The organism is Polaromonas sp. P3_B4 (assembly GCF_056402835.1).
The window spans coordinates 3,438,588-3,464,124 of sequence record NZ_JBFUGQ010000001.1 but is presented as its reverse complement, the minus strand read 5'-3'; the positions used below and the strand labels follow the sequence as shown (position 1 = coordinate 3,464,124).

Below are 25,537 nucleotides of genomic sequence, written 5' to 3'. Positions count from 1 at the left end.
CCGACCCGCTATCATTGACCCCATGCTTGAACAACGTATCGAACAGCAGTTCATTGACAGCGCCGACCTGAAATACCAGGCGGCACAGGTCCTGTCCAAACCGATTGCGGCCGCAGTGCAGGCCATCCTGGCCAGCGTCACCAGTGGCGGCAAAGTCCTGGCCTGCGGCAATGGTGGCTCGGCAGCGGATGCCCAGCACTTCGCTGCGGAGTTTGTGGGGCGCTATGAGCGTGAGCGGCCCGAGTTGGGTGCGATTGCGCTGACGACCGACAGCTCCATCCTCACCGCCATTGCCAACGACTACGACTTCACGGTCATCTTCTCGAAGCAGGTGCGTGCCCTGGGCGGCGCCGGCGACGTATTGCTGGCCATCAGCACCAGCGGCAATTCGGCCAATGTGCTGGCCGCCATCGAAGCCGCCCATGAGCGCGAGATGACCGTGGTGGCGCTGACGGGGCGCGGGGGCGGCAAGATGACCCATGCCCTGCGCGAAACCGATGTGCATATCTGCGTGCCGCATGAGCGGACCGCGCGTATCCAGGAAGTGCACCTTCTTGTCCTCCATTGCATTTGCGATGGTGTGGACACCCAGTTACTTGGCGATCAGGAGACCTCTGTATGACATATGCCCCGTTGAAACGACTCGCTCTGGCCATTGGTACGTCGGTATTGCTTGGCAGCGCCCTGACAGCCTGCTTTCCTTTGGTGGTGGGCGGCATGGCCGGCGGTGCGCTTGTTGCCACCGATCGCCGTACGTCGGGTGCGCAGCTGGAAGACGAAGGCATTGAATTGCGCGCGCTGAGCCGGATTCGCAGCAATGTGGGTGATCGTGTTCACGTCAACCTGACCAGCTACAACCGGCAGGTCTTGCTGACGGGGGAAGTCCCCAATGCCCAGGACAAGCAACTCGTCGAACAGATCGTTTCGCGTGTGGAGAATGTGAACTCGGTGGTCAATGAGCTTGCCATCATGGGCAGTTCCACTCTGACGCAGCGCTCGTCCGACACCCTCGTCACTGGCCGTGTCAAGGCGATGCTGATTGACGCACGTGACCTGTCGTTGAACGCCTTCAAGGTGGTGACCGAACGTGGTACGACCTACCTGATGGGGCGCGTTACACAGCGAGAAGCGGATCGTGCCACAGACGTGGTTCGTTCCACTCCGGGTGTGCAAAAAGTCATCCGCATGTTTGAAATCATCAGCGAGGAAGAGCTGGCACGCATGCTGCCGTCAAAACCCGTAGAGCCGCCCGCCGGCGCCAAACCCGCCGGGAGTTGAAGTTAGGGGCTGGCAGTGCTGGCCTCGCCAGCACTGTCGTTCTGCTTTTCGTCCGCTTTTGTCGGGTTCGGCCCAGTCTTTATTTCAGGCGCTTGATCAGGCTCGATGTGTCCCAGCGCTGGCCGCCCATGGCCTGCACGTCGGCATAAAACTGGTCGACCAGGGCCGTCACGGGCAGGCGCGCACCATTGCGCTTGGCTTCGTCCAGTACCAGGCCCAGATCCTTGCGCATCCAGTCCACGGCAAACCCGAAGTCAAACTTGTCGGCCACCATGGTTTTGCCGCGGTTGTCGAGCTGCCAGCTTTGCGCTGCGCCTTTGCCAATCACGTCCAGGACCTGGTTCACATCCAGACCGGCCTTCTGGCCAAACGCCACCGCTTCGCTCAGGCCCTGTACCAGGCCGGCAATGCAAATCTGGTTGACCATCTTGGTAAGTTGCCCCGCGCCGCTTGGGCCCATCAGCGTGAAGGCTTTTGAAAAAGCCATGCCCACTGGTTTCGCGGCATCAAATGCTGCGGTGTCTCCGCCGCACATCACTGTAAGCGCGCCATTTTGCGCACCTGCCTGGCCACCCGAGACGGGCGCATCTATGAAGTGCAAGCCGATCTTGGAGGCCGCCGCGGAGAGTTCACGCGCCACATCGGCCGAGGCCGTGGTGTGGTCCACGAAGATGGCGCCCGGTTTCATGCCGGCCAGCGCTCCATCGTTACCCAGTACCACGCTGCGCAGGTCGGCATCGTTGCCCACGCAACAGAAAATGACGTCTGCACCTGCAGCCGCCTCGCGCGGCGTGGCGGCTGCACGGCCCTTGAACTCGCTCGTCCAGGAGGCAGCCTTGGCGGCGCTGCGGTTGTAGACCGTGACGTCATGGCCCGCCAGCGCCAGGTGCCCGGCCATCGGGAAGCCCATGACACCGAGGCCCAGGAAGGCGACAGTACGTGAATCGGAAGTTTCGTAGGTTTTGGGGTGAATTGATGACACAGTTAAATCTCTTGAGGCCCGTCGGGCAAGGGGGTTTGGGTAGCAATGATTATGGCTTGATTGCGCGCTTTGCCCCGTGAACCTCCCTGTTTTCCCATGAAGGAGCAGCTTCACATTCATGACGCATCTCAGCGCGTTGGGGGGTATGCAAAACAGACTGTCCTGCCCCATTTATTAACTGAATTGCATCATGCCGTTTCCAAAAGACCAGTTCTCACGCGACGTCTCAACCAGATTGATGATGACGTCGGCCGCACTAAAGCTGCAATTCGACGAGATTTGTTTTCCGATTTCCCAGAAGAGCGCCTTCTTCATGTCCGGCGATCGACCGGGGGCACAAAATATTTGAATAAAAACCACGTGGGCGGAGTGCGTGACCCCAAGGAATTCTTCGGAGCAAATGAGTTGGCGCGGTGTATGACGCGTGAGCGTCTGGAAGCGATCCGGCTCCGGCACATTGAACGTGTCTACCAGGGCTTGGTGCACAAGGCTCGACACGGCCGAAAGCTCTTCGTCCGGCGTGGTGTCAGGAAGGTCAATTCGTACGAGAGGCATGAAGTTTCCTTTTGGATTAATCGGTTGGTGCGCTGTGCGGGCGACGGAGGTGAATGTGGGCAGTGGTCAGTTCCCGCGCTTGCCTAGCCTGCGGCAGCTCCAATGGCCATTCCCAGGTCGGCGTTGGTATAGGCTTTGCCGGCAATTCCCCAGGCACCCTCCACCGCATAGGTCACGTTGACAAAGGTGCGCTCTCTCGGGTGTTTTCCCGCCTTGAGTTCGTCAATGATGTCTGTTGCCGCCTTGACGAAGTTGTCTTTCACCGACTGATCGGGGAAGGTGACAGAAGGGACCTTAACCTCTATGACCGCAAGCGACTGGGGTTTGCCGCCGGCATAGCTGTGCTCTTCAGGGTAAATGTCGACATGCCCGATGACTGCGGGAGTCATGAAGGTGTTTCCGCTGAGGCCGTGTACCTGCAGCAAGGCGTCTGCAACTCTGGAGAAAACCTCGCGCTCGCCGGCCGGCGTTAAAAGTCCCTGCGATAGCTGGATGGAGATGGGCATAAAAATCCTTTGAAGAGCGACGGCACAACATGTCCGCGCGAAGTGAACTGTGCCCATGACGGCGCCCGCTGGAAATCCCCCCGAATGCATAATGCTTGTGTCAAATCTGCACAAGCATGAAAAACCTCAGCCTTGACGACTTCTCGCTGTTTGCGCAGCTTGCATCTGCCCAGTCGCTCTCGACAGTAGCGAGGGAACGCAACGTTGCGGCCAGCCATATGTCGCGGTCGCTCGCGCGCATGGAGGCTCAATGCGGCCTGCGGCTGATGCACCGGACCACTCACAGCCTCTCTCTCACTGACGAAGGTGAGGTCTTCCTTGAATACGCCCAGCGCATCCTTGCCGAACACAGGCAATTGCAAAACAGCTTCGCCAGCCGAAGCCGCTCAGTGGTGGGAACGGTCCGTTTGAGCATCAGCCAGATTCTTGCTGAATATGTACTGATTCCCCGGCTGGGCAAGCTGCGGGCCTTGCACCCGGAATTGAAGCTGGACCTGCATCTGGATGATCGCCTTGTCAGCATGGCCGATGAGGCGATGGATATCGTCGTGAGGGCGGGTGTTGCACCTGCGCAGACTGCCATTGCCCGTAATCTTGGAAGCCATGGGCGTGCTTTGTACGCCTCACCTGTGTATCTCAAGAAGCATGGCGTTCCGCGTGCGCCGGCAGATCTTCAATTGCACAGCCTGATATCAAATACCACTTCGATTACCCACAATCAATGGACCTTCGAAGAAAACGCGGTCGTCACCCCACTCACGGTGCAGGGGCAGTTGCGCGTCAATAGCAGCGCTGCGGTGGTTTCACTTGCCTTGGCGGGAGCCGGCATTGCCCGGATCAACGACGTTATCGGCCGCGAGCTGGTGGCGCAAGGCCGGTTAAAGCCGGTGCTGGCCCGGCACACGGTGAGCGATGTCTATTCTATTGATGCGGTGATTCTGGCCGAACGCCATCGGGCTCCCAAAATCCGGGCCACTATCGATTACCTTCAGGTCTGCTTCGCGGCCTTTAGCCCTTCGAACTCAGCCCTTGGCCGGAACGACGCCGGCAGTTCAGCGGCTTAGACGATAGCGAAGTTTTCCGTGCCTGCAGCCAGGTCGACGGACTTGGCACGCTGCGAGTTGAGCTTGATCTGCAGGCGCAGGTCGTTCACCGAGTCGGCGTTGCGCAAGGCGTCTTCGTAGGTGATGAAGTGGCTCTCGAAGGCGTCGTACAGCGCCTGGTCGAAAGTCTGCATGCCCAGGTTGCGGCTCTTTTTCATGATCTCCTTGATTTCGGAGACTTCGCCCTTGAAGATCAGATCGGAGATCAGCGGCGAGTTGAGCATGACCTCCACCGCCGCAAAACGGCCCTTGCCGTCCTGCTTGGGCACCAGCCGCTGTGAAATCATGGCCTTCAGGTTGAGTGAGAGGTCCATCAGCAACTGGGTGCGGCGCTCTTCGGGGAAAAAGTTGATCACGCGGTCCAGCGCCTGGTTGGCGCTGTTGGCATGCAGGGTGGCCAGGCACAGGTGGCCGGTTTCCGCGAACGCGATGGCGTGTTCCATGGTTTCGCGATCGCGGATCTCGCCCATCAGGATCACGTCGGGCGCCTGGCGCAGCGTGTTTTTCAGGGCCGCTTCCCAGCTGTCGGTGTCCAGGCCCACTTCACGTTGCGTGATCACGCAGTTCTTGTGCGCATGGACAAATTCCACCGGGTCTTCAATCGTGATGATGTGGCCGAACGACTGTTCGTTGCGCCAGTCGACCATGGCCGCCAGCGTGGTGGATTTACCCGAACCGGTAGAGCCCACCAAAATGGTCAGGCCGCGCTTGCTCATCACCACTTCCTTGAGCACCTGGGGCACACCCAGCCCGTCGATGGTGGGCAGCACGGCGGGAATCGTCCGCATTACCATGCCGACCTTGCCCTGCTGGATGAAAGCATTGACGCGAAAGCGCCCCACGCCGGGCGGCGAGATGGCGAAATTGCATTCCTTGGTGCGTTCGAATTCGGCGGCCTGCTTGTCGTTCATGATGGAACGGGCAAGGGCGAGCGTGTGGCCGGCGTTCAGCGGCTGCGGCGACACCTTGGTCACCTTGCCGTCGACTTTCATGGCCGGTGGGAAGTCGCCTGTGATGAACAGGTCACTGCCATTACGGCTGACCATGAGTTTCAGCAGATCATTGATGAATTTACTGGCCTGGTCGCGTTCCATTTGCGACTCCTTTCAAACAAACTCTGTCGTTGCCGGAAACTCGGCAGGATCGGTGACGGTGGTTCTCTCTTCAATCAAGCAGGGGCCGCGGAACCGGCTTTGCCGGGCCGCAGGCGCAGCGGCCCCATACGTAAGGAAAGGGGCAGCGCGCCGTAGGCTCGAAGTGACAAGCGTGGGGGCCATAGCTTCTAGCCGGGGAAGTTTTCCGGGATTTTTGCCTTGCCGCGGGCTTCGGCAGCAGAAATCACATTGCGCTTCACCAGTTCGGTCAGGTTCTGGTCGAGCGTCTGCATGCCCACACTGTTGCCGGTCTGGATGGATGAATACATCTGGGCGACCTTGGCCTCGCGGATCAAATTGCGGATGGCGCTGGTGCCCAGCATGATTTCGTGTGCAGCCACGCGGCCCGCACCGTCTTTGGTTTTGCACAACGTTTGCGAGATCACGGCCTGCAATGACTCGGACAGCATGGAGCGGATCATTTCCTTTTCCTCGGCCGGAAACACGTCGATGATCCGGTCAATGGTTTTCGCGGCGCTGGAAGTATGCAGCGTGCCGAAGACCAGGTGGCCCGTTTCGGCGGCCGACATAGCCAGCCGGATGGTTTCCAGGTCACGCATTTCACCCACCAGGATGGCGTCCGGATCTTCCCGCAGGGCCGACTTCAGCGCGGCGTTAAAGCTCAGGGTGTGTGGGCCAACCTCACGCTGGTTGATCAGGCATTTTTTGGATTCGTGCACGAATTCGATCGGGTCTTCCACCGTCAGGATGTGGCCGTACTCGTTTTCGTTCAGGTAGTTGACCATGGCGGCCAGTGTGGTCGATTTGCCCGAGCCGGTGGGGCCGGTGACCAGCACCATGCCCCGCGGTTTCATGGCCAGGTCGCCAAAAATCTTGGGGGCGTTGAGCTGTTCCAGTGTCAGGATTTTGGATGGAATGGTCCGCAGCACCGCACCGGCGCCGCGATTCTGGTTGAAGGCATTGACGCGAAAGCGCGCCAGTCCGTCGATTTCGAACGAGAAGTCGACCTCCAGGAACTCTTCGTAGGTTTTGCGCTGGGTGTCGTTCATGATGTCATACACCATGGAATGCACCTGCTTGTGGTCCAGCGGATCGATGTTGATGCGCCGCACGTCGCCGTGAACCCGGATCATGGGCGGCAAGCCTGCCGACAAATGCAAGTCAGACGCCTTGTTCTTGACGCTAAAAGCCAGCAACTGCGTGATATCCATCCCGGGACCCTTTGAAAATGGTTTTCAAACTAAGTTTACAGTTCGATTATGACCACGATTGTGCGCAATCTCCAGCTTGTCCGTGACCGGATAACCACGGCCTGCGTAGCTGCCGGGCGCAATCCGGCGAGCGTACGGCTGCTGGCGGTCTCCAAAACCTTCGGTGCGGACGCCGTGATCGACGCAGCGTCGGACGGGCAGCGCGCCTTCGGCGAGAACTACATCACCGAGGGCGTGGAGAAAATTGTCGCCCTCCGCGCCTGGCAAGGCGCTCAGGCACAGGGCACTCCGATTGCGCTGGAGTGGCATTGCATCGGCCCGGTTCAGAGCAACAAGACCCGTCTCGTGGCTGAGCATTTTGACTGGGTGCAGTCGGTCGATCGCCTAAAAATCGCCCAGCGGCTGAGCGAGCAGCGGCCGCCCGGTTTGCCGCCGCTCCAGATCTGCCTGCAGGTCAACGTGGATGACGGCGCCAACAAGTCGGGCGTGGCGCCTGAGGATGTCCTGGCGCTGGCGCAGGCGGTTGTGCAGCTGCCGAACCTCACCTTGCGCGGCTTGATGGCAATACCGGAGCCTGCTATCGATTTTGTAGCTGCTTGCGCTGTCCACGCGCGGACAAAAGCCATTTTTGACGAAATCAATGCTTCAGGTGCGTTGCCTGCACCCATGGATACGCTGTCAATGGGCATGACCGCCGACCTGGAGGCGGCGATCCATTCGGGCAGCACCATGGTGCGCGTAGGCACTGCGATCTTCGGCAAGAGATAGGCCCCCACGGTCGCTCACTTCGTGTAGCTCCCTGCCCCCCGAGGGGGCCGCTGCGCCTGAGGCCCGGCAAAGCCGGTTCCTCGGCCCCTGCTGGTGAAGAGATCTCCCTCGGTTATTTCTTCGGTGGAGTGATCGGCTTGATCGTGCCGCAATCAGCCGACAGCCATTTGCCTGCAGCATCCATGGTCATCTTCTCGGGCTTGCCTTTGACGGTGGTCGTGGTGTTCATCTTCATGGTGTAGGCGGTGTCGCCGTTGAAGGTCATCACACCTTCGCCGCTGGAGGGCGGTTGGGTGCACACATAAGAAATCTTGATGGTGTTGCCGCTGCGCGGCGACTGGGTGGTTTTGCAGTCGCCTTGCTGCTGCTGGGGCATTTCGTTGCGCTCGGCCATTTCCTTGGTGATGCACATCTTCATGCTCATGCCACCGCCGGCGCCGGGCCCCATGGACATGCCCTGTTTGCCCATCATGTCCTGCATCTGCTTGCGCTGCTCGGGCGACATGCTGGCCAGCTGCTTTTCCATGTTGGCCATGGCTTTTTCCATCTCGCCGGAGCTTGATTGCATCTTGCTCGTCATTTCCCACAGGCCTGGTTTGGTGGTCTGCGCAGAAACCCCGGCGGACAGGGCCAGCGTGACAACAGCAAGGGCGGCTGGAAAGGGGGTAGAAAGCTTCATGGGTGTTCCTGGTGAATGGCAAACAGGGGATGAGCCCGCATTATTGCCAGCATGGGCCGTTTTGCAAGCTCGGGTGCCGTCAGCGCATGAATTTTCCGCCGCGCCCGATGATGGTGAGGTCGGTGAAGCGGGAGCCCTCGTGATTTTGGGGGCCGTAATTCACGGTGAAGCCACCCATGTTGTAGTCCCGCATGGACTCCAGCGCCGTCACCAGGCTCTCACGGGTCAGGTTCTTGCCGGCGGCCCGGCGCAAGCCCTCGGTAAAAACCTTGGCCACCAGAAAGCCTTCCATGCTGGAGAAGTCAAAGTCCTTGTGGCCACCCTCTGCCATGCGTTGCTGGTATTCACGCACGATGGCCGATGAGGGTGTGTAAGGGAAGGGCATCACCTGCGAAATCGTCACGCCCGCCCCGGTGTCGCCCAACTCTTCAGCGAGCGCCTTCGAGCCGACAAAACTCACGTTGAAAAACTGGCCGCCGTAGGCCTTGGCCCGTGCCTGCCGGATCAGCGCGGCGCAGGACCTATAGGCGCTGATCTGGATCACGGCCTCGGGCGTGACCTTGAGTATTTCTGCCAGCGGTGCGGCAACATCCACGCTGTTGCGCTCAACCGTGACGCTGGCAGCCGGCTTGAGGTTGCGCCGGGTCAGCGCCCGCATCACGCCTTCCAGCCCGGCCTTGCCGTAAGAGTCGTTCTGGTAGAAGACCGCGATTTTGGTGATGCCGACGGTGCTCAGGTGCTGCACGATGCGCTCGGTCTCGTCAAAGTAACTGGCGCGCACGTGGAACAGGTTCCGGTTGAAAGGCTCGCGCAGGCCCTGCGCGCCGGTGAACGGCCCCACCAGCGGGATGCCTGCCGCATTGATGGCCGGCACCGCAGCCAGGGTGGTGGGTGTGCCGACCGAACCGATCAGCGCGAACACCTTGTCTTCTTCGATCAGGGCCTTGACCGCGGCAGCGGCCTTTTCAGGTTCATAACCGTCGTCCCGCGAAACCAGTTTGAGGGTGCGGCCGTTGATGCCGCCGGCGGCGTTGACGGCATTGAAGTGCGCCAATATGCCCAGTTGCATGCGCTTGCCCAGCTCGGCGGCGGGGCCGGTCTGGGCGGCGAATTGCCCGACGCGTATTTCGGTATCCGTCACGCCGATTTCCGCCGACTGCGCCGCTGCGGCGACAAGCACCCCCACCAACACGCCCAAACGCCACCATGGCTTGTTTTTCATCAGGGTCCTCCGTTTTTTTCGTGGTGATGGTTTTTTCACCATCTGCATATGCAACTTCTTGCATATGTGCACTGCAAGGTAGTCCAATGCGCACGGCTTGGCAACGCGGTTAGTCCGGGTGCGGCTGGATTTGAGCGGGAATCCGTGAGAAAAGTGCCGCTAACGCGGCCTTTTCAGGCGGGCAGCAGATGCCCGGCCTAGACCCCCAGCGCCAGCCGGGTGGTATTTTTCACCTCTTCCATCACCGCGTAAGTGCGGGTTTCGCGCACACCCGGCAGCTGCCACAGCACGGTGCCGGCAAAAGAGCGGTAGGCCACCATGTCGGCCATGCGGGTTTTGAGCAGGTAGTCAAAGCCGCCGGCCACCATGTGGCATTCGGAAATTTCAGGGTGAACCTGCACCGCCGCCTTGAAGGCTTCAAACACATTGGGCGTGGTGCGGTCCAGCAGCACTTCGACAAACACCATCATGCCGGCGCCCAGCTTGAGGGGGTTGAGCAGGGCTTCGTAACCCAGGATGTAGCCGTCCCGGCTCAAACGCTGCACGCGGGCCAGCACGGCCGTGGGCGACAGAGCCACGCTCTCGGCGAGCTTGAGGTTGGAAATCCGGCCGTCCTGCTGCAGGACATTCAGGATTTTCAGGTCAATGCGGTCAATTTCGGGTGAGGCTTCAAACATGCGTAGTGAATTATTCGGTGAAATTCGTAAATTTAGCGGGAAATTCAGCAACATTCAACAGAACATCATCGTATTGACTGAATAACCGCCATTTACCGTGAAAACCTCCATGAATCACTTGAAACCTGCATCTCCGCGCCTGCCCTTCCCGTACCGCCCCGAAGCCGACATCGTGGCCGCGCACCTGCAGCGCCTGGCCGGGGCGCTCGACTGGGCGGCGGCGGCGCACTCCGCCCAGCCCTGGGTGCAAGCCGTGCGTGACAACCCGCCGCCGTTCTGGGCCATGGAAAGCCTGCTCAAGGAATACCCGATCTCCAGCGCGGAGGGCTTGGCCCTGATGCGGCTGGCCGAAGCTTTGCTGCGTGTGCCGGACGCCGAAACCGCGATTGCCCTGACGGCTGACCAGCTCGGCCGCGCTGATTTCGACAGCGCTGGCGATGGAGTGATGGCACGGCTGTCGGCCTCGGCCATCGCCATGTCCAAGAAATTCCTGCCGGAAGGCGGCCAACCCCACATCATGAGCAAGCTGGGCGCGCGCACGGTGGTGGCGGCGACCTTGCGTGCCGTGCAACTGCTCGGCCGGCAGTTTGTGCTCGGGCAAACCATTGCCGATGCGATGGCCGAGGCCGATGACAGCCGCAAAAAAATTCCCAACCTGCGTTTCAGCTACGACATGCTGGGCGAGGGTGCGCGTACCGATGCCGACGCGTTGCGCTATCTCGCCAGTTACACGGGCGCTATCAAATCAATAGCTGCTGGCGCTCGTCCGGTGGGCGCTACCGAGCAAAACGACGGTATATCCATCAAGCTCAGCGCGCTGCACCCGCGCTACGAAGATGCCCAGCGCGAACGCGTGATGGCCGAGCTGGTGCCGCGCGTCTGGGGGCTGTGCGAGCTGTCAGCCCGGGCCAATATCAACCTCACCATCGACGCCGAAGAGGTCGACAGGCTGGAGCTGTCGCTGGATGTGTTTGAGGCTTTGGCCGCGCTGGTGGCCCAGCACCACCCTCAGTGGCAGGGCTTTGGCCTGGCCATGCAGGCCTACCAGACCCGCGCTCTGGAGCTGATCGAGCACATCGCTGCCATTGCCCGCAAATACCGGCTGCGCCTGATGTGCCGGCTGGTTAAAGGAGCCTACTGGGATTCGGAAATCAAGCGCGCACAGGAGATGGGCCTGCCGCACTACCCGGTGTTCACGCACAAGCACCACACCGATGTGTCGTACCTCGCCTGCGCGCAGGCCCTGCTGGCCGCGCCGGATGCGATCTACCCGCAGTTTGCCGGCCACAACGCGGCGACTATCGCGGCGATTTTGCAGATGGCATCCCGCAACGCAGTTCCCTTCGAGCTGCAGCGTCTGCACGGCATGGGTGAGGGCGTGTTCCGCGAGGTGCTGAAGAACCCGCTGATCAGCTGCCGCGTGTACGCGCCCGTGGGCGCCCACCGCGACCTGCTGGCTTACCTGGTGCGCCGCCTGCTGGAGAACGGCGCCAACTCGTCCTTTGTGCACCAGCTGGCCGACGAGTCGGTCGGCATGGGCGAGCTGCTGACCTCACCGATGCGGCTGGAGCCCGAATCGTCGCTGTCGCTGCCACCCGCGCTGTACGGCCGGGGCCGACCCAACAGCCTGGGGCTGGACCTCACGGTCGAGAGCATGCGCGCACCGCTGCTGGCCGCGTTGGCCACCACGCCGGTGCCCGTCGTGCCAGAGTTTGATGTCAAATCGGCCACCAGGGCAATAGTGACGGGCGCAAGCAGCTATCAAAAATGGAGCAAAGTGCCCGTTGCCGAGCGTGCCGCCATCCTGCGCCGTGCCGCCGCCGCGATGGAGCAGCAGATGCCGAAGTTCTGCGCATTGCTGGTGAAAGAGGCTTTCAAGACCTGGGGCGATGCGGTGTCTGAAGTGCGCGAGGCGGTGGACTTCCTGCGCTACTACGCCAATGAGGCCGAGCGCATCATGCAGCCAGTCGCGCTGCCTGGCCCCACCGGTGAAACCAACGAGCTGCGCCTGTCGGCACGAGGCGTCTGGGTCTGCATCAGCCCCTGGAATTTCCCCCTGGCCATCTTCACCGGCCAGGTCGCGGCAGCGCTGGCCACCGGCAACGCCGTGATGGCCAAACCCGCCGAGCAAACGCCCGGCGTGGCCTGGGAGGCGGTGAAGTTGCTGCACCAGGCCGGCGTGCCCGAAGGGGCGCTGCAACTGGCGCACGGCGCCGGCGAAACCGTGGGCGCAGCGCTGGTGGCGGCACCGCAGGTGGCCGGCGTGGTGTTCACCGGCTCCACCCAGGTTGCCAAGATCATCAACCGTGCGCTGGCTGCCAAAGACGGCCCCATCGTCCCGCTGATCGCCGAGACCGGCGGCATCAACGCCATGCTGGTGGACAGCACGGCCCTGCCCGAGCAGGTGGCCGACGCGGTGGTGCAGAGCGCGTTCCGCTCTGCCGGCCAGCGTTGCTCGGCGCTGCGCCTGCTGTGCGTGCATGAAGGCATCGCCGACCACGTGATCGAGATGATCAAGGGCGCCGCGCAGGAGCTTGTCGTGGGCGAGACGGCTGACCTGGCAACGGACGTCGGTCCGGTGATTGACCGCGAAGCCTTTGACAACATCCAGAAGCATCTTCAGCGCCTGGGTTCAACGTCAAAAGTGCTTGTAAGCCATAAGAGACGGGCGCAAGCAGCTCCTGATTCGATAGCAAATGTCATTCCCCCCGCAGCCTTTGAGGTGCGCAGCCTGGCCGAAGTGAAAGACGAAATCTTCGGCCCCGTACTGCAGATCGTGCGCTGGGGCAGTGGCGAGCTGGCCACGCCGGAGGCCGTGATCGAGCAGATCAACGCGCTGGGCTACGGTCTCACACTCGGTATCCAGACCCGCATCGACTCGCGCGCACAGGCACTCGCGGCCAGCGCCCACGTCGGCAATATTTATGTGAACCGCAACATGATCGGTGCGGTGGTCGGGGTGCAACCCTTTGGTGGTGAAGGTCTGTCCGGCACGGGTCCCAAAGCGGGTGGACCGCATTACCTGTATCGCTTTTGTGCTGAGCAGGCTGTGACGGTGAATACGACGGCGGCGGGAGGGAATGCGGCGCTCCTGGCTGGAGGGGCTTGACGGCGGGTCGCTGTTTGTTCCGACGGGGGAGGTTCTTTGCTGAGGGTGGTTGGCCGGGGTCGCCCGGCAGGCGACTCACTTTTCTTTGCTTCGCCAAAGAAAAGTAAGCAAAAGAAAGGCGACCCTGGTTCCTGCGTCCCTTCGCTTCGCTGCGGGCAACCTGCGGTGCTCGGTCCAGCCGGGGTCAAAAACAACTCGCTTCGCTCAAACAAGTTTTTGCCCTGATCCGTCTGGACCTCCGCTCCTCGGCGCATACACAAGGGGGTGGGAGAGGAATACCGAACACCTGAAGAAACAAGGACACGCCATGGCGTGTCCTTGTTGGTATTGGAGTTGGTATTTGTCTTCAGTCCCCGCTCCCGATTGCCCCTTCTGTCTGCGCCGAGGAGCGCAGGGTCAGGCGGATCAGGGATCGCGATTGTCTGAGCGAAGTGCAACGTAGCGAGTTCGAGCGAGACCCCGCCTGAACCGAGCACCGCAGGTTGCCCCGGAGCGCAGCGCAGGGGACGCAGACAGCAGGGTCGCCTTTTCTTTGGTGACTTTCTTTTGGCGAAGCAAAAGAAAGTTACTTGCATGCCGGGCAACCCCCGGCCAGCAACACTCAGCAAAGGGCTCGGCCACAACATCACCAACGCTCGATCAGGCGAGGGGCCGCCCCGCACAAACCTCCCGAACACAACCCCGCAGCCACCGATGCCCCGGATCCGCATCCAGCCGCGGATGCCAGAGCAACGACACCGTGATCTCCGGCGTGGAGACCGGCAGCGCAAAACTGTGCATTCCGGCGCGCAGGTTTCCGGTGTGCCGTTCAGGAACCGTGGCGATCAGGTCGGAAGCCCGGGCCAGTGCCAGTGCCGCCGCAAAACCACCGACGATGGTAGCGATTTCCCTTTCGAGCCCGAACGGGTGCAAGGCTTCATCCACCGGCCCCTTGCCCTGGCCCCGCCGCGAGACGTCGATATGCCTGCCGGCGGCGTAGCGGGCGGGCGTGACCTCGCCCTCGCCCAGCGGGTGTCCCATTCGTACGACGCCGATGAACCGGTCCCGGAACAAGGCCTGCACGCGCAGCTCCGGTGCCGCCGTCTTTCCCACAACGCCTGTTTCCAGGTCGACGGTCCCGTCGCGAAGCGGCGTGCTGTCCTTGTCGAGCTTCTGTACGAAGCACAGCCGCACGCCGGGTGCTTCATCCGCAACGCGTGCAATAAGCTCCGGCCCGAAGTTCTCCACAAAACCTTCGCGAGTGCGCAGCGTGAACGTGCGGACCAGCTGTTTGAGCTTGAGTTTTTTGGCGGGGCGCAGCACCGCTTCTGCGTCTTGCACAAGCTGGCTGACGCGCTCACGGAGTTCGACGGCCCGCGGCGTGGGAACAAGACCGCGCCCAGCCCTGACCAGCAGCGGGTCGCCGGTCGTTTCGCGCAATCGGGCCAGCGCCCGGCTCATCGCTGACGGGCTCAGCCGCAGGCGCCGGGCTGCGCCCGCCACGCTGCCTTCCGCGAGCAGCACATCCAGGGTGACAAGAAGGTTGAAATCGGGCGCAGCCATGCATCGACCATAGCGCAATTTGGCCATGACATGGCGTTAAACGCACTCATAAAGTGCAAATGGTGCGTCTTCCGCCATGCCAGGTAAAAAACTACGCTCCCGGAGAGCTCCATTTCGGGGAGCCACAACCCCTTTACCGCTTGCCCACTGGACTACCTTGACCACTCCCCTTGCACCCACCCGCCCATCAACAAACGCCAACGCGGAACCGGCGCCGTCTGTCCGATGGGTACTGGCCAGTCTTTCGCTGTCCATGCTGCTGTCCTCGCTCGGCACCAGCATCGCCAACGTGGGTTTGCCGGCGCTGGCTCAGGCGTTCAACGCCTCTTTTCAGGAAGTGCAATGGGTGGTCCTAGCTTACCTGCTGTCCATCACCGCCCTGATCGTCAGTGCCGGACGGCTGGGGGACCTGATGGGCCGAAGGCGCTTGCTGCTGGCCGGCATCTTCCTGTTCTCGCTGGCCTCGGTCCTGTGCGGTGTCGCGCCCACGCTCTGGCTGCTGGTTGCCGCCCGGGCGGTGCAAGGCCTGGGGGCGGCAGTGATGATGGCGCTCACCATGGCGTTTGTCGGCGAGGCGGTTCCGAAGGCCAGAACCGGCAGTGCCATGGGGTTGCTCGGCACCATGTCCGCGGTCGGCACCGCGCTGGGTCCATCGCTGGGCGGTGTCCTGATTGCTGTATCGGGCTGGCAGGCCCTATTCTTCATCAACGTACCGTTGGGCATCCTGACTTTTTTCCTGGCGCGTCGCTACTTGCCTGCTGACCGCAAGGAAGGGAAGAAGGAGCGCCCCCATTTTGATCACCTGGGCACACTGCTGCTGGCCCTGACGCTCGCAGCCTACGCCTTGGCCATGACAACGGGGCGCGGTCATTTCGGTCCGCTCAACATGGCGCTGCTGCTGGCGGCTGTTATCGGCGTCGGCTTTTTCGTGCTCGTCGAGTCGGAAGCGAAATCCCCTCTGGTCCGGCTCACGACGTTCCGCGCTCCAGGCTTGAGTGCAAGCCTCGGCATGAACGCGCTCGTTGCGACCGTGATGATGGCGACGCTTGTCATTGGCCCGTTTTACCTGTCCCGTGCCCTCGGCCTCAACGCCGCGCTGGTCGGCATCGTCATGTCGATAGGCCCCGTCATTTCCGCATTGAGCGGCGTTCCGGCTGGCCGCATGGTGGACCGCCTGGGGGCGCCGTTCATGGCCATCATCGGACTCATCGCCGTGGCTACCGGCGCAGCGGCGCTGGCCGCGCTTCCGGCGATGTTCGGTGTCGCGGGCTACGTGGCCGCCATCTTCATCCTGACCCCGGGATATCAGCTGTTCCAGGCCGCCAACAACACAGCGGTCATGACGGACATTCCTGCGGACCAGCGGGGTGTCATTTCCGGCATGCTCAACCTGTCGCGCAATCTGGGCCTCATGACCGGTGCCTCCGCGATGGGGACCGTGTTCGCGTTTGCCTCGGCGGCGGACATCACCACCGCGGGTGCCGGGGCTGTTGCCACCGGAATGCAGGTCACGTTCGCGGTTGCAACGGTGCTGGTTGTCATCGCAATCGCCATCGCTGTCGGGGGCCGCTCGCGCGTAAAACCCAGGCTCAGCCGGTAACTTTCTCTTCCTTCGTCACCAGCCAGATTCCATAACAAACCAGCAACAAGGCCAGGCCGTTTTTCCACTCCAGGAAGCGCTCATCCAGAAACACCGCCGACAGCAGTGTCCCAAAAATCGGTATCATGAAATTGAACACGGTGATCATGCTGACCCGGTTGTACTTCAGCAAAATCGTCCACAGCGAAAACGCGGCCGACGACAGCACCACCAGATACACCATCAGGAAAGTGGACTTGAGCGTGAAGCCCGACAGCGTTCCGCCGGTGGCAACACCGATCAGCAGCAGGGCCAGGCCGCCTATGGCCAGTTGCCAGCCCGTCAGCACCACCGAATCCACGCGCTGCGACACCTTCTTGCCGTAAATGCTGGCGGCCGACAGCACAAAGGCGGCGATCACCACAAAGCCTTCACCGAGCAGCGTGAAATCGAAGGCCAGCAGGCCTTCGCTGAAGTTCACCACCATCACGCCGGCGAAGCCCACCACACAACCCAGCACCTTGTTGAAGCTGAGACGGTCATTCTTGTAGATGTAATGCGCCAGCAGCACGCTGAAGAAGGTGCCCGTTGCATTCATGATCGAGCTCTTCACGCCGGTGGCGTACGCCAGGCCGATGTAGAAGAACACATATTGCAGGCTGGTCTGCGTGAGTCCCACCACCGTCACCTGGCCGAAGGTGCGGCGGCCCAGCTGAAACACCGGCTTTTTGCTGAGGGCCGCGAACACCAGCAGCACCAGGCCGGCAAAAATAAAGCGCCAGCCCGCAAACACCAGCTTGGAGGGAATGTCGTTGGCCGCAATATGAAACAGCGCATAGCCGTTCTTGATGGCCGGGTAGGCGCTGCCCCAGAGCAGGCAGCACAGTGAGGCCAGGAGAAAAACCACTTTGCGCCGGGTGAAAAAGGTGGAGCTGTTCAAACCGGGATCCCGTGAAAAGAAGGCCGCGTCCGGGCGCGGCAGGCACCCGGACGTGGCAGGGAAACTCAGAGCAGGCGCGCCAGGTACCGTCCGGTATGGCTGGCCGCATTGGCAGCGATGTCCTCCGGTGTGCCGACACCCACCACCGTGCCGCCGCCGGCACCACCCTCCGGTCCCATGTCGATCAGCCAGTCGGCCGTCTTGATGACGTCCAGGTTGTGTTCGATCACCACAATCGTGTTGCCCGCATCGCGCAGCTGGTGCAGCACCTTGAGCAGCAGGTCGATGTCGGCAAAGTGCAGGCCGGTCGTCGGTTCATCGAGGATGTACAGCGTGCGGCCGGTGTCGCGTTTGCTCAATTCCAGCGCGAGCTTCACGCGCTGCGCCTCGCCGCCTGAGAGCGTGGTCGCGGCCTGGCCCAGCTTGATGTAGGAAAGGCCCACGTCGAGCAGGGTGTGCAGTTTGCGCGCAATGGTGGGCACGGCCTTGAAGAACTCGGCGGCCACCTCGACGGTCAGGTCCAGGATCTGTGCGATGTTCTTGCCCTTGTACTGCACTTCCAGTGTTTCGCGGTTGTAGCGCATGCCTTTGCAGACATCGCAGGGCACATACACGTCGGGCAGGAAGTGCATTTCGACCTTCACCACGCCGTCACCCTGGCAAGCTTCGCAGCGGCCGCCGGCCACGTTGAAGCTGAACCTTCCGGCGCCGTAGCCGCGTTCGCGCGCCGTGTTCATCTCGGCCATCAGCTCGCGGATCGGCGTGAAAAGGCCGGTGTAGGTGGCCGGGTTGCTGCGCGGCGTGCGGCCAATGGGCGACTGGTCAACGTTGATGACCTTGTCGAAATGCTCGATGCCTTCAATGGCTTCGTGCGGCGCAGGCTCTTCATGGGCTCGGTACAGCGTGCGCGCCACGGCGGCATACAGCGTGTCGTTGACCAGCGTCGATTTGCCCGACCCCGATACGCCGGTCACGCAGGTGAGCAGGCCCACCGGGAATTCGACGCTCACGCCTTTGAGGTTGTGGCCGGTGGCGTTGATGACGCGCAAGGCCTGCATGTCGCCCAGCGTGGCCTGGTGCACGGCCTCGCGCGCTGCGCGGCGTTCGGCGGCCGGACTTTGCGGAAAGCGCGAGGCTTTCTTTTTCTCTGCAGCTTCTACAGCTTTGACCGTCGGCAGCCAGGGTGTGCGGCGTTTGGGCACCGCGATCTTCAGCGTTTGCGCCAGGTACTGGCCCGTGAGCGAGTCGGGGTTATTCTTGACTTCGTCAAATGTGCCTTGCGCCATCACGCGCCCGCCGTGGATGCCGGCGCCCGGTCCCATGTCGATCACATGGTCGGCCGCGCGGATCATGTCTTCGTCGTGCTCGACCACCAGCACGCTGTTGCCGATGTCGCGCAAATGCTTGAGCGTGCCGATCAGGCGGTCGTTGTCGCGCTGGTGCAGGCCGATGCTGGGTTCGTCGAGCACATACATCACGCCGGTCAGGCCCGAACCGATCTGCGAGGCCAGGCGTATGCGCTGGGACTCGCCACCCGACAGTGTCTCGGCGCTGCGGTCCAGGCTGAGGTAATTGAGCCCCACGTCGTTGAGGAACTTCAGGCGCAGGCCGATCTCGCGCACTACCTTGGCCGCAATTTCGGCCTTGGCACCCTGCATCTTCAGCGCGTTGAAATACTCGAAACTCTCGCGCAACGTTGAGTGGCTGATTTCATAGATCGCCTTGCGCCCAGGCTTGCTGCCATCGGGCACCGATGCGTCAACGCCGTCTTCAGGCGCGCTCACCAGGTACACGTGGCGCGCCTCGGTACGCAGGCGCGTGCCTTCGCAGTCAGGGCAGGGCTGCACGCTGCGATAGCGGGACAGTTCTTCGCGCACGGCGGCGGAATCGGTTTCGCGGTAACGACGCTCGAAGTTGGTGATGACGCCTTCGAAGGGATGCTTCTTGGCGATCTTCTTGCCGGCAAAGTTGCCCGAATCCATCACATAGCTGAACTTGATTTCTTCCTCGCCCGAGCCATACAGGACAACCTGCCGCACGGTGTCGGGCAGGTTCTCAAAGGCAGCGTCGATGTCGAATTTGTAGTGCTTTGCCAGGCTTTCCAGCATCGAGAAGTAGTAGCCATTGCGCCGGTCCCAGCCCTTGACGGCGCCGCTGGCCAGGCTCAGCGACGGGAAGGCCACCACGCGTGCCGGGTCGAAAAATTCCATATGACCCAGGCCGTCACAGGTGGGGCAGGCGCCGACGGGCGAGTTGAAAGAGAAGAGCCGCGGCTCCATTTCGCTCAGTGAATAGTCGCAGACAGGGCAGGAAAACTTCGCGCTGAAGAGGTGCTCTTTGCCGGTGTCCATTTCCATGGCAATCGCTTTGCCGTCGGCCAGGCGCAGTGCGGCCTCAAAGCTTTCGGCCAGGCGTTGCTGCAGGTCTGCGCGCACCTTGATGCGGTCAATCACCACATCGATGTTGTGTTTTTCGGTTTTCTTGAGCTTGGGCAGGTCGTCAAGCTCATAGGCCGTGCCGTCGACGCGAAAGCGCACATAGCCTTGCGACTGCATCTCGGCAAATACGTCCACAAATTCGCCCTTGCGGTCGCGCGCCACCGGCGCCAGGATCATCAGCTTGGTGTCTTCGGGCAGCGCCAGCACCGTGTCGACCATTTCGCTGACGCTTTGGGCCTGCAGCGGCAGGTCATGGTTAGGGCAATAGGGCGTGCCGGCCCGCGCAAACAGCAGGCGCAGGTAATCGTGAATTTCAGTCACCGTACCCACGGTGGAGCGCGGGTTGTGCGAGGTGGCTTTCTGCTCGATGGAGATCGCGGGCGACAGGCCTTCGATCATGTCTACGTCGGGCTTGTCCATGAGCTGCAGGAACTGCCGCGCATAGGTGGAGAGGCTCTCAACGTAGCGGCGCTGGCCTTCGGCGTACAGCGTGTCAAAGGCGAGAGACGACTTGCCCGAACCGCTCAAGCCGGTAATCACCACCAGCTGGTTGCGCGGAATGTCGAGATCGATATTTTTAAGGTTGTGCGTGCGCGCGCCGCGGATGCTGATCCGCTGGGCCGCGAGCACTTTGGCAAGGTATTTGCTGTCGTCAGGAGAGTTCAAGATGTGGCAGCCGCAAAACTCTCCATCATAGACCGAAGCACCGTTTCAAGCACAATAGCCGGTTGGGCAAGCCACGGGCTGCCGTGGGCTTGCCGCTCCCAGTCGGTCAATCCCGGGTTATTGCCCCGTTTTGGAGCTTTTCTAGCTATTTTTTGGCCGCTTTTGCCCTTTTAATCCCCTTGACTGCGCCTACAGCCCCCATGTCGTTTCCCATGACCGCTACCGAGCGGCGCGCCAGCGTTTCGCTGGCTTCGATCTTTGCGCTTCGCATGCTCGGCCTCTTTTTGGTGCTGCCGGTGTTTGCGCTGGAGGCGGCCAAATACCCGGGGGGCGATGACCCGGCCCGGATTGGCCTGGCCATGGGTATTTACGGCCTGACGCAGGGCATCCTGCAAATTCCTTTTGGGATCGCTTCGGACTGGTGGGGGCGCAAGCGTGTCATCGTTTCCGGCCTGGTCATTTTTGCGCTGGGCAGCCTGATCGCCGCCTGGGCGCCCGACCTGAACTGGCTGATCGCCGGCCGGTCGTTGCAGGGGGCGGGTGCCATTTCGGCTGCCGTTACGGCGCTGCTGGCCGATTCCACCCGCGACGAAGTGCGTACCAAGGCCATGGCGCTGGTGGGCGGCAGCATTGCCCTGATGTTTGCGCTTTCGCTGTTGGCCGCGCCTCTGCTCGCCGGCGCTATCGGCCTGCACGGGCTGTTTGCCCTGACTGGCGCACTGGCACTGGGCGGCATTGCCGTGGTCGTCTGGTGGGTGCCACCCGAACCGGTGGAGCACGTCAATCGGCCGCGCGGCAGCGTGGTGGAGGTGCTAAAGGACACCGCGCTGCTGCGGCTGAATTTCGGCGTGTTCGTGCTGCATGCCGTGCAGCTGGCCATGTGGGTGGCGATTCCGGCTTTGCTGGTGAATGCCGGGCTCGACAAGGCCGCGCATTGGCAGGTCTACCTGCCGGCGGTGCTGGCCTCTTTTGGGGTGATGGGGGCTACGCTGTTTCCGCTGGAAAAACGGGGCTACCTGCGCGCCGTGTTCCTGGGGGCTGTCGGCCTGGTCCTGCTGGTTCAGCTGGGCTTGCTCTGGGTGGCGTCGTCTACCTCGGCGCCGGCCAGCCTGGGCATTCTGGCCGTGCTGCTGTTCCTGTTTTTTTGCGGCTTCAACGTCCTGGAAGCCACCCAGCCCAGCCTGGCCTCCCGGGTGGCGCCAGCCCATGCCCGCGGCGCGGCGCTGGGGGTGTACAACACCTTGCAGTCGCTCGGTTTTTTTGCCGGCGGCGCGGTGGGCGGCTGGATCACCAAGGTGCACGGTGCCCAGGGGCTTTTTCTGTTGTGCGGCGGCCTGATGCTGGCCTGGCTGCTGGTGGCCTGGCCCATGCGGGCGCCCGGCCGGCACGGGGCCGCGGCTGTTACAGACGGCCATGGCACCGCATCGGGCCAGCCAGTTAAACTCTAAGTTAGATCAGGAGAACACCCCATGGCATCCGTCAATAAAGTTATCGTCGTCGGCAATCTGGGCCGGGACCCCGAAATGCGCAGCTTCCCCAGCGGTGACCAGGTCGCCAACGTCACCATTGCCACCACTGACAAGTGGAAGGACAAGCAGACGGGTGAAATGAAGGAGGCCACCGAATGGCACCGCGTGGTGTTCAACGGCCGTCTTGCTGAAATCGTCGGCCAGTACCTGCGCAAAGGCTCGCAGGTCTATGTCGAAGGCAGCCTGCGCACGCGCAAGTGGACCGACAAGGACGGCCAGGAAAAGTACACCACCGAAATCCGTGCCGACCAGATGCAGATGCTCGGCAGCCGTCAGGGCATGGGCGGCCCCGGCGGTGATGACGGTGGCGGTTATGAAGCGCCGCGCCAGTCCGCACCTGCTGCACGCCCGCCGGCCGCCGCACCGCGGCCAGCTCCGGCAGCCAAGGCCGCCAGCGGCTTTGACGACATGGACGACGATATCCCGTTCTAAATACAAACAGTCTTTGTCGATGGAGGCCCACTGTTCGAGAGGAGAGTGGGCTTTTTGTTTGCAGGTGCCCGGATGATCAGCTCATCGCCTGACGGACAAGCAGCGTGTCTGTGAATTGCTCAAAGGCCACGACCTTCCCGCCCCGCAGGTGCCAGACATGGGCCACACGGGCCTGCATGTCCTTTCCCGTGGCGCGGTAAGTGCCGTGGTAGCTTCCCACCCCGAGGATGTGGTCACCACCGTCGACGAGGCTTTGCAGTTCGAAGCGATAACCGATCCAATCCCTGCCCAGCACGGCAAAGACGTTGTCGACAACCGCTTGCGGCCCGACCCAGGTGCCCGCGCAAGGAAAGCCCGCCATCTCGGTCCAGCGTACCTGGGGCGAGACATGGGCCATCATCTCGCCGATGTTTCCCTGGGCCGAGGCCGCGTAGTGGGCACGGACGATGTCGATGTTCGACATCATGACTTCAACCCCACTTCATCTCGCCCTTGGCGACTTTGGCACCGATTTGCAGCGCCACGCCCATGCCGGCGTTCGGGTAGCGCCGGGTCATGGCCGCGATGAGGGCGCCGCTGTCGGCTGACTTGGCCAGCACTTCCTCGAAAGCCACGAGGTAGTCGCGGGTGTATTGGATCGCGCTTGCGTCCACCGCCGCCGTGACCGCCATGTGGCCGGGGACCACCACGGCGGGTTTGCGCGCAGCCATGGCATCAAGCGTCTTCACCCAAGCCGCACGGGCCTCGGCGCCCTGCGTGTCGGCGGTCCACACGTGAACACCGGAGAACAGCAGCACGCCGCCGAAGATGGCGTTCAGCGAAGGCACCCAGATGTAGCGGCGGTTGGCCAAGCCATCCGCATCGACGATTTCAATGGCATGGCCTTCCAGGGTGAGGCTGCGGCCGTCGAAGGCCTGGGGCATCACGATGTCCGCCAGCGCCTGTGGGCCGTTTTCCTTGAGTTGGGGGCCCCAGGTTGCCAGTTTCTTTTCCACGTTGCCCTTGATGGCCGCGATCGTGGCCGGTGCCGCGATCACCTTGGCGTCGGGAAACGCCGCCTTGATAGGCGCCAGGCTGAAGTAGTAGTCGGGATCGCTCTGGCTGATGTAGATGGTCGTGAGCTTTTTGCCGGTGGCCTTGATGGCCTCGGCCAATGCCTTGCCGTCTGGAAGCGTAAAGCCCCCGTCGATGAGGACAGCCTCGCGTTCGCCGGAGATCAGCACCGGGGCGCGGAAGAATCCGTGTTCGCCGGCGGGGAAATGTTTCCAGGTCAGTTGGGTATTTGCAGCCATAGCGCTTTTCACTCCTAAGATGGCCGTCGCGACAGCCGCGCCGGCTACAGTTTTGATTGCTTCTCTTCGTGTTGTCATGGTTTTTCCTTCTTCTTGAACAGTTAACTGAAATGGGTTGCGGGGGTGGAGGCGGTGCCGGGCTCAAGCAGCCTCGAGCTCGCCTGCCAGCGCGCGCGGGTTGGAATAAAAATCGGCGTTATTCAAGACCCAGCGCTGCGCGCCGGATTCAGCAACCAGGGTGGGCACGCCCTGCGCGCCGAACTCCCGCATCAAGGCCTGTGCGCGGTCCATGCGGGCCCGGTTGGCGACGAGAAGATCCTCTTCGGGTTGCTCCACCATTGCGGCGGCCTGCTCGAGGCCGAGCCCGCGCAGAACGCCGGCCAGCGTTTCCAGTGAGGTCGTGTCCTTGCCATCCACGTAGCGCGCATTCTGGATCGCCTTGAGGGCTTCCAGTTCCCGGCTCGGCGCCGTCAATGACACGGCGGTCAGTGCCACCGTGGCGGGGCCGCTGTCAAACAAGCGCTGGCGATCACCGAGAACCTGCTCGCGGTACTGCCCGGTGAAGCGCTGCCCCGTCAGGCGCTCGATGCGCTGGTCGTTGGACCAGGCATAGGCGGCGAAGTCACTGTTCATGGGCCGTGCGCCCTCGCCGGCGAACAGCCCGGTCGGCAGCAGTTCGATGCGGACAGCGGGAGTTTCAGCCAATGCCGAGAGCGCCGGCATGGCGCCGTAGCACCAGCCACATAGCGGGTCGAACAGGTAATAAAGGGTTTTGGTCATGGTTTCTTTGGAGTTCTTTGCTCACTGGTTGTGATCGTAGGCACGATCCATTGACTGTTAAAGACATCTCTGATAAACACAATGTATGTTTAAAGCAAACAATCAAGATGAAGGTGGCCTCGGCGGGCTGGGAAACCTGAGGCGCCTGGCCTACTTCGCGGCTGTGGTGGAAACCGGCTCCTTCACCGCGGCTGCGGATCGCCTGGGGATCACCAAGGCGGTGGTCAGCCAGCAGGTTGCGCGGCTGGAGCGCGAATTCCGCACGTCGCTCCTTGTGCGCACCACACGCAAGGTGCAGCCCACCGAACTGGGGCAAGCCTTCTACCTGCGTTGCGCGCTGATCCTGCGCGAGGCCGGGGATGCCTTCGACGACCTGGCCGAAACCTCAGCGGAGCCGTCCGGCATGCTGCGGCTGACCGCCCCCTTCGACTATGGTGTCGGCGTGGTGGTGCCGGCTATCGCCGCCTTTACCCGGCGCTACCCTGCGTGCAAGGTCGATGCCGTCCTCACCGACCAGACGCTGGACCTCATGTCGGGCAACATCGAACTGGCGATACGTGTCGGTTGGCTTGCTGAAACCAGCCTGCAGGCGCGAAAAATCGGTTCTTTCCGGCAACTGCTCGTGGCGTCGCCGGCCATGACGCTGCAAGTGGCGCGGCTTACCGCCCCGCAAGACATCGCCGGCCTGCCTTTCATCGCCAACACCGCTCTTCGCGACCACCTGACATGGAATTTCTCGCTCAACGAGGGTGAGCGCCAGACCGTTAGCGTGCAGGCCTCGATTTTTCTCGACGCCACGCTTGCCGTGCGCGAAGCCGTGTTCCAGGGCGCGGGGCTTTCGGTGCTGCCGGACTATGCGGTAGCGGGTGATCTTGCGGCCGGCCGTCTCATCCAGGTCCTGCCGCAGTGGCATCTGCCTTCCGGCGGTATCCATGCCGTGTTTCCGGCCGCGCGCTTTCGTCCCGCGAAGGTCCGTGCCTTTGTCGAATTGCTGGCAGACAGAGAACAACAACGGCAGGCCGTCAGCGCGTCAAATGGAAGCTGACGCCCAGCCTGGCGCTTGGTCGACATGGCGACGATATTCCGCTCCGAGGACTGCTATTATTTTGATAGCTACTCGCGCACACTTGTTGT

General features: G+C 62.1%; 23 protein-coding genes. 9 read left to right on the top strand and 14 right to left on the bottom strand.

The window, feature by feature from the left end; all coding sequences use genetic code 11:
• Positions 1–22: 22 nt before the first annotated feature.
• Both AC1DVV_RS16440 and AC1DVV_RS16435 read left to right on the top strand, forming a co-directional pair.
• Positions 23–622: a phosphoheptose isomerase gene (locus AC1DVV_RS16440; RefSeq protein ID WP_431098788.1), complete on the top strand. Its 600-nt coding sequence runs from the start codon at positions 23–25 to the stop codon at positions 620–622.
• The gene (locus tag AC1DVV_RS16435; protein WP_457281559.1) at positions 619–1,278 is read left to right on the top strand and encodes a BON domain-containing protein; all 660 of its coding nucleotides are present in this window, start codon (positions 619–621) and stop codon (positions 1,276–1,278) included. The genes AC1DVV_RS16440 and AC1DVV_RS16435 overlap by 4 nt, the downstream gene beginning before the upstream one ends.
• A gap of 79 nt (positions 1,279–1,357) precedes the next feature.
• On the opposite strand, the gene AC1DVV_RS16430 is transcribed toward AC1DVV_RS16435, so the two are convergent.
• From AC1DVV_RS16430 to AC1DVV_RS16420, 3 genes are all read right to left on the bottom strand, one after another.
• The gene (locus AC1DVV_RS16430; protein WP_457281558.1) at positions 1,358–2,260 is read right to left on the bottom strand and encodes an NAD(P)-dependent oxidoreductase; all 903 of its coding nucleotides are present in this window, start codon (positions 2,258–2,260) and stop codon (positions 1,358–1,360) included.
• 174 nt (positions 2,261–2,434) lie between these two features.
• Entirely contained in the window at positions 2,435–2,815 is a 381-nt protein-coding gene (locus AC1DVV_RS16425) for a tautomerase family protein (protein WP_457281557.1), read from the bottom strand.
• 83 nt (positions 2,816–2,898) lie between these two features.
• Positions 2,899–3,321, bottom strand: coding sequence for a 4-oxalocrotonate tautomerase (locus AC1DVV_RS16420; protein ID WP_457281556.1), 423 nt, complete (start codon positions 3,319–3,321; stop codon positions 2,899–2,901).
• 116 nt (positions 3,322–3,437) lie between these two features.
• Between AC1DVV_RS16420 and AC1DVV_RS16415 the strand changes: the two genes are divergently transcribed.
• On the top strand, positions 3,438–4,385 hold the full coding sequence (locus AC1DVV_RS16415; protein WP_457281555.1) for a LysR family transcriptional regulator: 948 nt from the start codon (positions 3,438–3,440) through the stop codon (positions 4,383–4,385).
• Here the strand turns inward: AC1DVV_RS16415 and AC1DVV_RS16410 are convergent.
• Both AC1DVV_RS16410 and AC1DVV_RS16405 read right to left on the bottom strand, forming a co-directional pair.
• A complete protein-coding gene (locus AC1DVV_RS16410) occupies positions 4,382–5,518 on the bottom strand; it encodes a PilT/PilU family type 4a pilus ATPase (protein WP_457281554.1) in 1,137 nt (378 codons plus the stop codon). The two genes, AC1DVV_RS16415 and AC1DVV_RS16410, sit on opposite strands and share 4 nt — an antisense overlap.
• A gap of 188 nt (positions 5,519–5,706) precedes the next feature.
• Positions 5,707–6,750, bottom strand: coding sequence for a type IV pilus twitching motility protein PilT (locus AC1DVV_RS16405; RefSeq protein WP_457281553.1), 1,044 nt, complete (start codon positions 6,748–6,750; stop codon positions 5,707–5,709).
• 48 nt (positions 6,751–6,798) lie between these two features.
• Between AC1DVV_RS16405 and AC1DVV_RS16400 the strand changes: the two genes are divergently transcribed.
• Positions 6,799–7,518 carry a YggS family pyridoxal phosphate-dependent enzyme gene (locus tag AC1DVV_RS16400; protein WP_457281552.1) on the top strand — a complete coding sequence of 240 codons (720 nt, stop codon included), beginning with the start codon at positions 6,799–6,801 and terminating at the stop codon, positions 7,516–7,518.
• Positions 7,519–7,630: 112 nt separating this feature from the next.
• Here AC1DVV_RS16400 and AC1DVV_RS16395 read toward each other — a convergent pair whose 3' ends face one another.
• The 3 genes from AC1DVV_RS16395 to AC1DVV_RS16385 all read right to left on the bottom strand — a co-directional run bounded on the left by AC1DVV_RS16395 (position 7,631) and on the right by AC1DVV_RS16385 (position 10,096).
• Complete coding sequence (locus tag AC1DVV_RS16395; RefSeq protein ID WP_457281551.1) at positions 7,631–8,197, bottom strand: DUF3617 domain-containing protein; 567 nt, start codon at positions 8,195–8,197, stop codon at positions 7,631–7,633.
• 79 nt (positions 8,198–8,276) lie between these two features.
• On the bottom strand, positions 8,277–9,419 hold the full coding sequence (locus AC1DVV_RS16390) for an ABC transporter substrate-binding protein (protein WP_457281550.1): 1,143 nt from the start codon (positions 9,417–9,419) through the stop codon (positions 8,277–8,279).
• A 197-nt stretch (positions 9,420–9,616) separates the two neighbouring features.
• Entirely contained in the window at positions 9,617–10,096 is a 480-nt protein-coding gene (locus tag AC1DVV_RS16385) for an Lrp/AsnC ligand binding domain-containing protein (RefSeq protein ID WP_457281549.1), read from the bottom strand.
• Between the two features lie 109 nt (positions 10,097–10,205).
• Here AC1DVV_RS16385 and AC1DVV_RS16380 point away from each other — a divergent pair, with 109 nt between their 5' ends.
• On the top strand, positions 10,206–13,205 hold the full coding sequence (locus AC1DVV_RS16380; protein ID WP_457281548.1) for an L-glutamate gamma-semialdehyde dehydrogenase: 3,000 nt from the start codon (positions 10,206–10,208) through the stop codon (positions 13,203–13,205).
• A 639-nt stretch (positions 13,206–13,844) separates the two neighbouring features.
• Here AC1DVV_RS16380 and AC1DVV_RS16375 read toward each other — a convergent pair.
• Positions 13,845–14,747, bottom strand: a complete 903-nt coding sequence (locus tag AC1DVV_RS16375; protein ID WP_457281660.1) for a LysR family transcriptional regulator — start codon at positions 14,745–14,747, stop codon at positions 13,845–13,847.
• 157 nt (positions 14,748–14,904) lie between these two features.
• Between AC1DVV_RS16375 and AC1DVV_RS16370 the strand changes: the two genes are divergently transcribed.
• Positions 14,905–16,347, top strand: a complete 1,443-nt coding sequence (locus tag AC1DVV_RS16370) for an MFS transporter (RefSeq protein ID WP_457281547.1) — start codon at positions 14,905–14,907, stop codon at positions 16,345–16,347.
• Here AC1DVV_RS16370 and AC1DVV_RS16365 read toward each other — a convergent pair.
• Together AC1DVV_RS16365 and uvrA are read right to left on the bottom strand one after the other, a co-directional pair.
• A complete protein-coding gene (locus AC1DVV_RS16365) occupies positions 16,337–17,266 on the bottom strand; it encodes a DMT family transporter (RefSeq protein WP_477701525.1) in 930 nt (309 codons plus the stop codon). The genes AC1DVV_RS16370 and AC1DVV_RS16365 overlap by 11 nt on opposite strands.
• A gap of 65 nt (positions 17,267–17,331) precedes the next feature.
• Positions 17,332–20,370 (bottom strand): excinuclease ABC subunit UvrA, encoded by a 3,039-nt coding sequence (gene uvrA / locus AC1DVV_RS16360; RefSeq protein WP_477707213.1) that lies wholly within the window; start codon positions 20,368–20,370, stop codon positions 17,332–17,334.
• 212 nt (positions 20,371–20,582) lie between these two features.
• On the opposite strand from uvrA, the gene AC1DVV_RS16355 reads away from it, so the two are divergent.
• Positions 20,583–21,818, top strand: coding sequence for an MFS transporter (locus AC1DVV_RS16355; RefSeq protein ID WP_477666756.1), 1,236 nt, complete (start codon positions 20,583–20,585; stop codon positions 21,816–21,818).
• Positions 21,819–21,839: 21 nt separating this feature from the next.
• The gene (gene ssb, locus AC1DVV_RS16350) at positions 21,840–22,331 is read left to right on the top strand and encodes a single-stranded DNA-binding protein (RefSeq protein WP_457281543.1); all 492 of its coding nucleotides are present in this window, start codon (positions 21,840–21,842) and stop codon (positions 22,329–22,331) included.
• A gap of 76 nt (positions 22,332–22,407) precedes the next feature.
• Here ssb and AC1DVV_RS16345 read toward each other — a convergent pair whose 3' ends face one another.
• The 3 genes from AC1DVV_RS16345 to AC1DVV_RS16335 form a co-directional block, all read right to left on the bottom strand.
• Positions 22,408–22,797: a nuclear transport factor 2 family protein gene (locus tag AC1DVV_RS16345; RefSeq protein ID WP_477666406.1), complete on the bottom strand. Its 390-nt coding sequence runs from the start codon at positions 22,795–22,797 to the stop codon at positions 22,408–22,410.
• A 4-nt stretch (positions 22,798–22,801) separates the two neighbouring features.
• Positions 22,802–23,701, bottom strand: coding sequence for an MBL fold metallo-hydrolase (locus AC1DVV_RS16340; protein WP_477701527.1), 900 nt, complete (start codon positions 23,699–23,701; stop codon positions 22,802–22,804).
• A gap of 63 nt (positions 23,702–23,764) precedes the next feature.
• On the bottom strand, positions 23,765–24,403 hold the full coding sequence (locus AC1DVV_RS16335; protein WP_477689498.1) for a DsbA family protein: 639 nt from the start codon (positions 24,401–24,403) through the stop codon (positions 23,765–23,767).
• 85 nt (positions 24,404–24,488) lie between these two features.
• Between AC1DVV_RS16335 and AC1DVV_RS16330 the strand changes: the two genes are divergently transcribed.
• A complete protein-coding gene (locus tag AC1DVV_RS16330; protein ID WP_477689499.1) occupies positions 24,489–25,448 on the top strand; it encodes a LysR family transcriptional regulator in 960 nt (319 codons plus the stop codon).
• Positions 25,449–25,537: the final 89 nt, after the last annotated feature.

Coding starts and splice junctions, on each gene's coding strand:
- AC1DVV_RS16380 (WP_457281548.1), top strand. CDS start 10,206: ATGAATCACTTGAAACCTGCATCTCCGCGCCTGCCCTTCCCGTACCGC.
- AC1DVV_RS16335 (WP_477689498.1), bottom strand. CDS start 24,403: ATGACCAAAACCCTTTATTACCTGTTCGACCCGCTATGTGGCTGGTGC.
- AC1DVV_RS16435 (WP_457281559.1), top strand. CDS start 619: ATGACATATGCCCCGTTGAAACGACTCGCTCTGGCCATTGGTACGTCG.
- AC1DVV_RS16390 (WP_457281550.1), bottom strand. CDS start 9,419: ATGAAAAACAAGCCATGGTGGCGTTTGGGCGTGTTGGTGGGGGTGCTT.
- AC1DVV_RS16400 (WP_457281552.1), top strand. CDS start 6,799: ATGACCACGATTGTGCGCAATCTCCAGCTTGTCCGTGACCGGATAACC.
- AC1DVV_RS16330 (WP_477689499.1), top strand. CDS start 24,489: ATGTTTAAAGCAAACAATCAAGATGAAGGTGGCCTCGGCGGGCTGGGA.
- AC1DVV_RS16385 (WP_457281549.1), bottom strand. CDS start 10,096: ATGTTTGAAGCCTCACCCGAAATTGACCGCATTGACCTGAAAATCCTG.
- AC1DVV_RS16420 (WP_457281556.1), bottom strand. CDS start 3,321: ATGCCCATCTCCATCCAGCTATCGCAGGGACTTTTAACGCCGGCCGGC.
- AC1DVV_RS16395 (WP_457281551.1), bottom strand. CDS start 8,197: ATGAAGCTTTCTACCCCCTTTCCAGCCGCCCTTGCTGTTGTCACGCTG.
- AC1DVV_RS16355 (WP_477666756.1), top strand. CDS start 20,583: ATGACCGCTACCGAGCGGCGCGCCAGCGTTTCGCTGGCTTCGATCTTT.
- AC1DVV_RS16440 (WP_431098788.1), top strand. CDS start 23: ATGCTTGAACAACGTATCGAACAGCAGTTCATTGACAGCGCCGACCTG.
- AC1DVV_RS16345 (WP_477666406.1), bottom strand. CDS start 22,797: ATGATGTCGAACATCGACATCGTCCGTGCCCACTACGCGGCCTCGGCC.
- ssb (WP_457281543.1), top strand. CDS start 21,840: ATGGCATCCGTCAATAAAGTTATCGTCGTCGGCAATCTGGGCCGGGAC.
- AC1DVV_RS16415 (WP_457281555.1), top strand. CDS start 3,438: ATGAAAAACCTCAGCCTTGACGACTTCTCGCTGTTTGCGCAGCTTGCA.
- AC1DVV_RS16405 (WP_457281553.1), bottom strand. CDS start 6,750: ATGGATATCACGCAGTTGCTGGCTTTTAGCGTCAAGAACAAGGCGTCT.
- AC1DVV_RS16425 (WP_457281557.1), bottom strand. CDS start 2,815: ATGCCTCTCGTACGAATTGACCTTCCTGACACCACGCCGGACGAAGAG.
- AC1DVV_RS16410 (WP_457281554.1), bottom strand. CDS start 5,518: ATGGAACGCGACCAGGCCAGTAAATTCATCAATGATCTGCTGAAACTC.
- AC1DVV_RS16340 (WP_477701527.1), bottom strand. CDS start 23,701: ATGACAACACGAAGAGAAGCAATCAAAACTGTAGCCGGCGCGGCTGTC.
- AC1DVV_RS16375 (WP_457281660.1), bottom strand. CDS start 14,747: ATGGCTGCGCCCGATTTCAACCTTCTTGTCACCCTGGATGTGCTGCTC.